Annotated in this window: 5 protein-coding genes; all 5 read left to right on the forward strand. The window is 65.7% G+C overall.

The window, feature by feature from the left end:
* The coding region (locus H8B02_RS41060) for a beta strand repeat-containing protein (RefSeq protein ID WP_229171385.1) at positions 1-4,311 on the forward strand (4,311 nt) is incomplete at its 5' end.
* Positions 4,312-4,446: 135 nt separating this feature from the next.
* Entirely contained in the window at positions 4,447-5,652 is a 1,206-nt protein-coding gene (locus H8B02_RS41065; RefSeq protein WP_229171386.1) for an ABC transporter substrate-binding protein, read from the forward strand.
* A gap of 32 nt (positions 5,653-5,684) precedes the next feature.
* Positions 5,685-6,479 carry an enoyl-CoA hydratase gene (locus H8B02_RS41070; RefSeq protein WP_229171387.1) on the forward strand — a complete coding sequence of 265 codons (795 nt, stop codon included), beginning with the start codon at positions 5,685-5,687 and terminating at the stop codon, positions 6,477-6,479.
* A 15-nt stretch (positions 6,480-6,494) separates the two neighbouring features.
* Positions 6,495-7,250: a VOC family protein gene (locus tag H8B02_RS41075; protein ID WP_229171389.1), complete on the forward strand. Its 756-nt coding sequence runs from the start codon at positions 6,495-6,497 to the stop codon at positions 7,248-7,250.
* A 275-nt stretch (positions 7,251-7,525) separates the two neighbouring features.
* Positions 7,526-9,640 (forward strand): acetate--CoA ligase family protein, encoded by a 2,115-nt coding sequence (locus H8B02_RS41080; RefSeq protein ID WP_229171388.1) that lies wholly within the window; start codon positions 7,526-7,528, stop codon positions 9,638-9,640.
* The last annotated feature ends 109 nt before the right edge of the window (positions 9,641-9,749 follow it).

Consider the following 9,749-nt stretch of genomic DNA (forward strand, 5'->3'; position numbering starts at 1 on the left):
AACGGCGCGCCCGGTGGTGGCGGCGGCCTTGGCGCGGGTGGCGCCGTCTTCGTTCAGCAAGGCGGCTCGCTGACCATCAAGGGTGGCTCGCTCTCCAACGATTCCGGCTTCAACGCCGTCGCCGGCGGCACCAATGGCATCGGCCAGGCGAGCGGCTCGGCATACGGCTCCGGCATCTTCATCCAGGGCAACAGCAATCTCAGCTTCGCGCCTGGCAGCGGCCAGACGCTGACTGTCGCCAACGACATCGCGGACCAGAGCGGCAATGGCGGCACCGGCGCCAATGCCGGCGTCGGCGGCCTCGTCATCAGCGGGGGCGGCACCGTCATCCTCGGCGGCAACAACAGCTATACGGGCAACACCGCGGTCGGCGGCGCCGGCACAAGGGTATCGATTTCGGCCAACGTCAATCTCGGCGCGGTCACCAACACCCTGACGCTGGGCGACGGCACCGGCATCAACTTCACCGACGGCTTCACGCACACTCGCAACGTCGCCGTCGCGGGCGATCCGGTCTTCAATGTCGCGGCCGCCGAAACCGTCACCCAGAGCGGCGTCATCTCCGATGGCGCGACGCCGGGCGATGTCGAGGTGACCGGCGGCGGCCGGCTTGTGCTGTCAGCACACAACACCTATTCGGGTGGCACCGTCATCAAGGGCTCGATCCTCGAGCTCGCCGCAAATGGCGCTGCGGGAACCGGCGCGATCGCCTTCACCGACGGCAGCACCGAGAAGCTCGTGCTCGATGCCGCGGTATTCTCCGGGACGTCGTTCGGCACGTCGATCAGCGGCTTTTCCGGCGGCGACACGATCGACTTCGGCAACATCGCCTATGATGCGACGGCCACGCTGTCCTATGCGAACGGTGTGCTGGTGGTGAAGAGCAGCGGTGGGACGACGCTCGCCTCGCTGCATCTGAGCTTTGGCGCGGGCGCCACGGCCAGCTCATTGAGCCTTGGCTACGACGGCTCGGCCTCGCCGCATCTCGAGCTCAGGTCGCAGGCGAACATCGCCTCGGTCGCGGCTGACACCACCGGTCACCTCTCGACGCTGAACACCGGCAAGGTCGTCACCATATCGGTCAATTTCAGCAACACGGTAAGCGTGACGGACATACCGGAGCTACTGCTCAACGACGGCAAGGCCGCGACCTATCTCAGCGGTAGCGGCTCGCAGACGCTGGTGTTCAGCTACACCGTGCAGGATGGCGACAGCACGTCCGATCTCCAGGTGCAGAGCCTCTCGCTCAATGGCGGCACGATCAAGGATCCCGGCGGCCAGGATGCCGACGTCACCCATGCGGCGACCGACCTGCATCTGGCGATCGACGGGGTCGCGCCGACCGTGTCGGTTGCCGCGACGCCGAATTCGCTGCTGGCCGGGCAGACCTCGACCGTCACCTTCACCTTCTCCGAGGCGGTCGCGGGCTTCGCGCTGACGGATACGACCATGAGCGGCGGCGCGCTGAGCAACCTCGTCCATGTCGGCCTCAACGCTGCGCACCAGGACGTCTATACGGCGACCTTCACGCCCGATGTGACCAACTCCGAGGCAGGCTCGGTGCAGGTCAACGCATCGAGCTATACCGACATTGCCGGCAATGCCGGCGCGGCAAGCAGCGCGATCACCTTCGCGGGTGACACCAAGGCGCCGACGGTACAGGCGACCGCCGATCACACCGCGCTGACCGCCGGCGATGCCGCACTCGTCACCTTCACCTTCTCAGAGGCCGTCGCCGGCTTCGCGTTGGGCGATGTCACCGTCAGCGGTGGTACGCTGGGTAGCCTGACCCATGTCGGCGTCGACGGCTCCGGCCATGACGTCTACACCGCAACCTTCACACCCGATGTGACCAACACTGAAGCGGGTTCGGTCCAGGTCAACGTGTCAAGCTATACCGACGTTGCCGGCAATTCAGGCTCGTCGAGCAACACGATCAACTTCAGCGGCGACACCAAGGCGCCGACGGTGTCGGTTTCGGCTGACCACGGCACGCTGCTCGCAGGTCAGACGTCCACCGTCACCTTCACCTTCTCCGAGGCCGTCGCAGGCTTCGCGCTGGGCGATGTCAGCGTCAGCGGCGGCGCGCTGGGCAGCCTTGTCCATGTCGGCGTCAACGGCTCCGGCCAGGATATCTACACCGCAAGCTTTACTCCCAATGTCACCAATGCCGAGGCCGGCTCGGTCCAGGTCGACGCATCGAGTTATAGCGACACCGCCGGCAACCCCGGTGGCGTCAGCAACACGATCAACTTCACCGGTGACACGCAGGCGCCGACGGTTTCGGTCACGCTCAATCCGGATGCGGTGCTGGCCGGCGACCTCTCGGTCGCGACCTTCACCTTCTCGGAAGCCGTGTCGGGCTTCACCCTCGGTGACACCACCGTCCATGGCGGCGCGCTGAGCAATCTCGTGCATGTCGGCCTCAACAGCTCCGGCGAGGATGTCTACACCGCGACCTTCACGCCTGATGTCAGCGACACCGAGACCGGCTCGGTGAAGGTCAATACGTCTGGTTACAGCGATCTGGCCGGCAATGCCGGTGCGGCGAGCAACACCGCGACGATCGGCGGCGATACGCTGGCGCCGACGGTATCGATCGCGGCTGATCGCAACGCGCTGCTGGCGGGGCAGACCGCGCTGGTGACGTTCACTTTCTCCGAACAGATTGCAAGCTTCGCACTCGGTGACCTGGCCGTGCATGGCGGGGCGCTGGGCCATCTGGTCCATGTCGGCGTCAACGCATCAGGCCAGGACGTCTACACCGCCATTTTCACGCCCGACGAGAGCAACGCCGAGGCGGGCTCGGTGCAGGTCACGGCGTGGAGCTACACCGACGTCGCGGGCAACGCCGGTGCGGCAAGCAGCACCATCAGTTTCACCGGCGATACCAAGGCTCCGACGGTATCGGTCGCGGCGAGCCCGAGCACGCTACTGGCCGGCCAGAACTCGGTTGTCACCTTCACCTTCTCCGAGCATGTCACAGGCTTCGCGCTCGGCGATACCGTTGTCGCGGGCGGTGTGCTGAGCAATCTGGTCCATGTCGGGCTCAACATCGCAGGCCAGGACGTCTACACCGCGACCTTCGCGCCCGACATCAACGATACGCTCGCGGGATCGATCCGGGTCACGGCCTCGAGCTATGCCGACGACGCCGGCAATGCCGGCGCGGCTGGTAACACCGCCACGATCGGTGGCGACACGCATTCGCCGACGGTGTCGGTGGCGGCCGACCATACCGTGCTGCACGCGGGCGACGCGGCGCTGATGACGTTCACCTTCTCCGAGGCAGTCGCGGGCTTCGGGCTCGGCGATATCGCGGTCCATGGCGGCCTGCTCGGCAGTCTCCTCCATGTCGGCGTCAACGGCGCAGGCCAGGATGTCTACACCGCGGTCTTCACGGCCGACGTCGCCGATCATCTTTCGGCCAATCTGTCCGTCACCGCATCGAGTTACACCGACATCGCCGGCAATGCCGGTGCATCGAGCAACGTGGTCAATTTCACCGGCGACACCAAGGCGCCGTCGGCGCCGAGACCGGCACTGCATCAGGACACCGGATTCTCGGGTGCCGATCACATCACCAGCAATCCGCTGATCGATTACACCAAGTCCGATGCCGCCGACACGCTGCGCTACAAGGCCGACGGCGCGGCGGGCTTTTCGACGGTGGCGCCGGTCTTCACGACGGACGGCATGCACACCGTGACGGTGCAGGAACTCGATGCCGCCGGCAATGTCAGCGCGTCGTCGAGCCTGACCTTTATCCTCGACACCACGGCGCCCCATTTCACCGGGATCACTGCGACGCCCCCCGGGGGCGTTGGGGCAACGGGCTCGCTGGTGCAACTGACCGTCGGCTTCAACGAGGCGGTTCACGTCATCAGCGGCACGCCCACACTGACGCTGAACGATGGCGGCAGCGCCGTCTACGACGCCGCGGCGACGGCGCTGCTCGGCGATCCCTCCAAGCTGGTGTTCGATCACATCGTGTCGTCGACGGATCGTGCCGCCTCGCTGGCTGTGACCGGCTTCACCGCCAATGGCGCAAGTGTCGTCGACCTCGCCGGCAATGCGGCCTCGCTTTCGTCCGTGTCCGCCGCCTTCGATGCGCTGCATATCAACGAGACCGTTGTGCCGGCGTACACGCTCGGCGCCATCACCCGGCCGGAACTGCATCTGGATCTGGGCGGTCACATCATCATGGACGCGACGGCGTCGGCGTTCGCCGGACAATACGGCATGCAGTACCTGTTCCTCGGCCTGCCGGCGGGAACGCCCTATCAGACCGTGCCCGATTTTCATCTCTGATCGCATCGCATCATTCCGCTAAGCGGAAAACAGATTGCTGCCGCTGCGGCTTGCTGCAGTGCAGGTCATGCGGCATGATCCGGCCCTCGAAACGGACCTGATGGAATGCGGTCCGCATCTCAAGGGAGGATTTGAATGAGACGGGTTTTGGCCGGCGTGTTGGCCTGTGTGTTTGCGATCTCGGCGAACGCGTCGCTGGCGCAGGACAAGCCTCCGCTGAAGCTCGGCGGCATCCTCGATATGTCGAGCCTCTATGCCGACATCACCGGTTCCGGCAGCGAGACCGCCGCCAAGATGGCGGTGGAGGATTTCGGCGGCACGGTGCTCGGCCGCAAGGTCGAGATCGTGGTCGGCGACCATCTCAACAAGGCCGACCTCGCCGCCAACATCGCCCGCGACATGATCGACAACCAGGGCGTCGAGATGATCTTTGACGTCGCGGCGTCCGCGACGGCGCTCGCCGCCGGCGAGATCGCCAAGGCGCGCGGCAAGATCATCATGTTCAACGGCCCGGGCTCGATCCGCCTCTCCAACGAGGCCTGCGGCCCCTACACCGTGCACTACGTGTTCGACACCTTCGCGCAGGCCAATGTGACCGGCCTTGCCGCGGTGAAATCCGGGCTCGACACCTGGTTCTTCCTGACCGCGGACTACGCGTTCGGCCAGGACCTCGAAAAGGACACCAGCAATGTGGTGGTGAAGTCGGGCGGCAAGGTGCTTGGCAGCGTGCGGCACCCGATCAATACCTCGGACTTCTCCTCCTTCCTGCTGCAGGCGCAGGCCTCCAAGGCCAAGGTGATCGGGCTTGCCAACGCCGGCGGCGACACCATCAACGCGATCAAGCAGGGTGCCGAGTTCGGCATTACCAAGGGCGGCCAGAAGATCTCGCCGCTGCTCGCTTTCGTGACCGACATCGACAGCGTCGGGCTCGAGACCGCGCAGGGGCTGCTGCTCGCGGAAGCGTTTTATTGGGACCTCAACGACGACACCCGCGCCTTCTCAAAACGTTTCATGGAGCGCGTCAAGCGGGTGCCGACTTCGGCGCAGGCCGGCGTCTATTCCTCGGTAACGCACTATCTCAAGGCGGTGAAGGCCGCCGGCACCACGGATGCGGCTGCGGTCATGAAGGTGATGAAGGAGACTCCGATCAACGACATGTTCGCCAAGAACGGCCGGATTCGCGAGGACGGCCGCATGGTGCACGACATGTATCTGTTCGAGGTCAAAAAGCCCTCGGAGTCGAAAGGCCGCTGGGACGATTACAAGCTGCTCGCGACCGTGCCGGGCGACCAGGCGTTCCAGCCGCCCGCAGACTCGCGCTGCCCGCTGGTGAAGAAGTGACGGATTGAAACAACAACGAAAGGCAAAATGCCATGAGCGATAATCAGATGGTTCTCCAGTCCCTCGACCAGGGCCTGCTCACCATCACCATGAACCGTCCCGATCGGCGCAATGCGCTCAATCCCGACATGACGCGCGGTCTCGTCGAAGCGGCGCGGCGTGCGCAGGACGATACCGAGGCGCGCGCGGTGCTGATCCGCGGTGCCGGCGGCACGTTCTGCGTCGGCGGCGACGTCAAGTCGATGGCGGAAGGCCGCGCGCCGCTGCCGTTCGAGGCCAAGATGGCGAATTTGCGCCGCGGCATGGAGGTCTCGCGCATCCTGCACCAGATGCCGAAGCCGGTGGTGGCGCAGCTCGACGGCGCGGCGGCCGGCGCCGGGCTTTCGATCGCGCTGTCCTGCGATCTGCGCGTCGCCAGCGCCTCCTGCAAGATCACCACCGCGTTTGCCAAGGTCGGCTTCTCCGGCGACTACGGCGGGACGTATTTCCTCACCAAGATGCTCGGCAGCGCCAAGGCGCGCGAACTCTACATGATGTCGCCGGTGCTGTCGGCGCAGGAAGCCTATAACCTCGGCATGGTCTCCAAGGTGGTGCCCGATGCCGACGTCGAGGCCGAAACGCTGGAGCTGGCGCGGTCGCTGGCGCAGGGGCCATCGGTGGCGCTCGGCTACATCAAGCGCAACATCAACAATGCCGAGACGATGACGTTAGAGGCCTGCTTCGACGGCGAGGCGATCCACCACACCCGTGCCGGCGAGACCACCGACCACAAGGAAGCGGCCAAGGCGTTCGTCGAGAAGCGCAAGCCTACCTTCCAGGGGCAGTAAGCCGTGACCAATTCCATGGCCGATTACATGCGGCTGCGGCAGATCTGCCTGGTGGCGCCGCAGCTTGCGCCGGTGATCGCGGACATTTCCGCGATCATGGGCCTCGATGTCTGTTACCGCGACGGCAACGTCGCCAAATACGGCCTCGAGAACGCGCTGCTGCCGGTCGATACCATCCTGCTCGAGGTGGTGGCGCCGTTCCAGCCGGGTCCGGGCACCGCGGCCGGCCGCTTCATCGAGAAGACCGGCGGCCGCGGCGGTTACATGGCGATCTTCTGTTGCGAGGATCCCGACGCGCGCGGCGCAAAGGCCAATGCGATCGGCGTGCGAACCGCCAACGTGATCACGCACGCGCCGTATCACGGCGTGCAACTGCACCCGCGCGACTGCCGCGCCGCCTTCATCGAGTTCAATCACACCGACGGCAGCGACGACATTCTTGGGCCATATCCGCCGGCCGGCCCGGACTGGCAGAAGTCGATCCGCAAGGACACGACCCTGGCGCTCACCGAGGTCGAGATGCAGAGCCCCGAGCCCGAGGGGTTGGCGGCGCATTGGGGGAAGATCGTCGGCATTCCCGCTGCTGATGCCGTGGTGAAGCTGCCGAACGCGACCTTCCGCTTCGTCAAGGGCGACAGCGAGATCATGAGCGGCTTAACCTTTGAGGTCGCCGACAAGGCCAAGGTGCTGGATGCCGCGAAAGCGAGGGGCTGCGCGGTGAAGGGCGATGAATTCCAGCTTTGCGGCGTGACGTTCAAGCTGACGGCATGATGTCGTAGCCCGGATGCAGCGAAGCGAAGTCCGGGGCCACTCCGTCCACGGTTGGACCGCCCCGGATTGCGCTGCGCTGCATCCGGGCTGCGCAGCGCCAACCCCGTCATCCTGAGGCGCGAGCGGAGCGAGCCTCGAAGGATGCACGGCTACAGACGGGCCGATTCATCCTTCGAGACGGCCGCATTGCGGCCTCCTCAGGATGACGGGGTAAGGTTGAGCCCGCGGCGACGATCCAATATCGTCGAGCGCAACAAGAACAATTGGAACGCCCCATGCCGCATCCGCTCGATTCCTTCTTCGCCCCAAAGAGCATCGCGTTGATCGGCGCCTCGCGCGATCACGAGAAGATTCCCGGGCGGCTGCTCGCGATGCTGCGCAAGAACGGCTATCCCGGTGCGCTCTATCCGATCAATCCGAACTATGACGAGATCGACGGGCTGAAATGCTTCAAGTCGATCGCCGACGTCGGTGCGCCGGTCGATCTCGCCGTCATCGTCATTCCCGCGCGGGCGGTGCTGCCGGCGCTGGAGCAGTGCGCGGCTGCCGGCGTCAAGAGCGCGGTCATCATCTCGTCCGGCTTTGCCGAGGAGGGCGGCGACAGCGCAGACATGCAGGACGCGATCGTGGCGCTGGCGAAGCGGACCGGGATGCGGATCTCGGGTCCGAACGCCGAAGGATTCTACAGCCAGGCGCAGAAGGTCGCCGCGACCTTCAGCCCGACGATCGACGTCAAGCCGGACGCACCTGACTTGGTCGCGAGCAAACGGCGGATCGGCATTGTCGCGCAGAGCGGCGGCATCGGCTTTGCGATCTATCATCGCGCCAAGGCGCTTGGTGTCGCGCTCAGCTATGTCGTGAGCGCCGGCAATGAGAGCGATCTCGGCGCCGGCGAGTTCCTCGACTACATGGTGCAGGATCCCTCGACCGACGTGATCCTGCTGTTCATCGAGGGCATCCGCGACGTCGACAAGTTCCTTGCGGCGGCGAAGCGCGCGGCGGAGCTCAGGAAACCCGTGATCGTCACCAAGGTCGGCCGCTCCGGCGCCGGCGAGCGCGCGGCGGCCTCGCACACCGCGAGCATGGCCGGCTGGTCGGCGGCCTATGACGCGGTGTTCGCGAAATACGGCTTCATCGTCTCCAACGACCTCGACGAGGCCGTGACGATTGCGGCCGTTCTGACCACCAATCCGCTGCCGAAAGGCGACCGCGTCGCGGTGCTGACGGTGTCCGGCGGCGCCGGCATCTGGGGCGCCGATACCGTGTCGATGCAGGGCCTGCGCGTGCCGGAGCTCTCGGCCGCGATCCAGAGCCAGATCAAGCAATGGATGCCGTCCTATGGCGCGGCCGGCAATCCGGTCGACGTCACCGCGCAGGGCGTCTCCTCCGGCGGCTTGCAGAAGAGCATCGAGCTGTTCGATGCGACCGACGAGGTCGACGCGACCCTGGTCGTGCTGTCGCTGTCGAGCGAGACGCGGATGCCGTTCAAGGAAGCTGAGCTCAAGCCGGTGATCTCAAGGCAGAACAAGCCGGTGGTGTTCTATTCCTACACGCTGCCGTCGCACTTCGCGCGGCAGGAGCTCGCGAAGTCGGGCGTGGTGGTGCTCTCGGGGCTGACCCATGTCGGCGTCGCGATGCGGCGGCTGGCGGACTATGCCAGCTTCAAGCCCGCGCCGGAGATCGCTGCATCCGTCCCACAGACGCACGATCTTTCTGCGCATCTCACATCGAAGACGTTGTCCGAATATGACAGCAAGTCGCTGCTGCGCGCGGCGGGGGTCACGTTGCCCGACGAGGTGCTGGTGACCGACCGCGACGGGCTCGACGCCGCGATCGAGCGGGCCGGATTTCCGCTGGTCATGAAGATCCAGTCGCCTGACATCGCGCACAAGAGCGAGGTCGGCGGCGTTCGCGTCAACATCGCCGTCAAGGGCGCGGCGTTCACAGCCTATCGCGACATGCTGGAGACGGTGCAGAAGGCGCGGCCCGATGCTGCGATCCAGGGCGTGCTGGTCGGGCCGATGGCGAAGAAGGGCGTCGAGATCATCGTCGGCACCACACTAGATGCCACGTTCGGGCCGATGGTGATGGTGGGGCTCGGCGGCATCACCACCGAGCTGTTCAAGGATGTGGTCTATCGCCCGGCGCCGGTGAGCCCGGCTGAGGCGACCACGATGCTGGAGACCCTGAAGGCCGCGCCGCTGCTGCACGGCTTCCGTGGTGCGCCGAAAGCGGATGTCGCCGCGCTGGCGCGGCTGATCTCGCAGATCTCAATGCTGGCAGCGCAGCACCGAAGCGAGATCGCCGAGATCGAGGTCAATCCCGTGCTGGTGCACCCGGAGGGGCAGGGCGTGACGATCGTCGATGCGCTGGTGGTGCCGAAAGGCTAGCGAGCTATCTCCCCACCGTCGTCCCGGGCTTGACCCGGGACCCATACGCCGCGGCCCGCGGAAAGGGCACAAGGGGAGACGGCTTGTCTCGCCACTCGCATCGGTGGTT

The organism is Bradyrhizobium altum (assembly GCF_020889705.1).
Taxonomy (GTDB): domain Bacteria; phylum Pseudomonadota; class Alphaproteobacteria; order Rhizobiales; family Xanthobacteraceae; genus Bradyrhizobium; species Bradyrhizobium altum.

Bases quoted from the DNA above. Each gene is read 5' to 3' on its own strand.
- H8B02_RS41065 (WP_229171386.1), top strand. From the start codon at position 4,447: ATGAGACGGGTTTTGGCCGGCGTGTTGGCCTGTGTGTTTGCGATCTCG.
- H8B02_RS41070 (WP_229171387.1), top strand. From the start codon at position 5,685: ATGAGCGATAATCAGATGGTTCTCCAGTCCCTCGACCAGGGCCTGCTC.
- H8B02_RS41075 (WP_229171389.1), top strand. From the start codon at position 6,495: ATGGCCGATTACATGCGGCTGCGGCAGATCTGCCTGGTGGCGCCGCAG.
- H8B02_RS41080 (WP_229171388.1), top strand. From the start codon at position 7,526: ATGCCGCATCCGCTCGATTCCTTCTTCGCCCCAAAGAGCATCGCGTTG.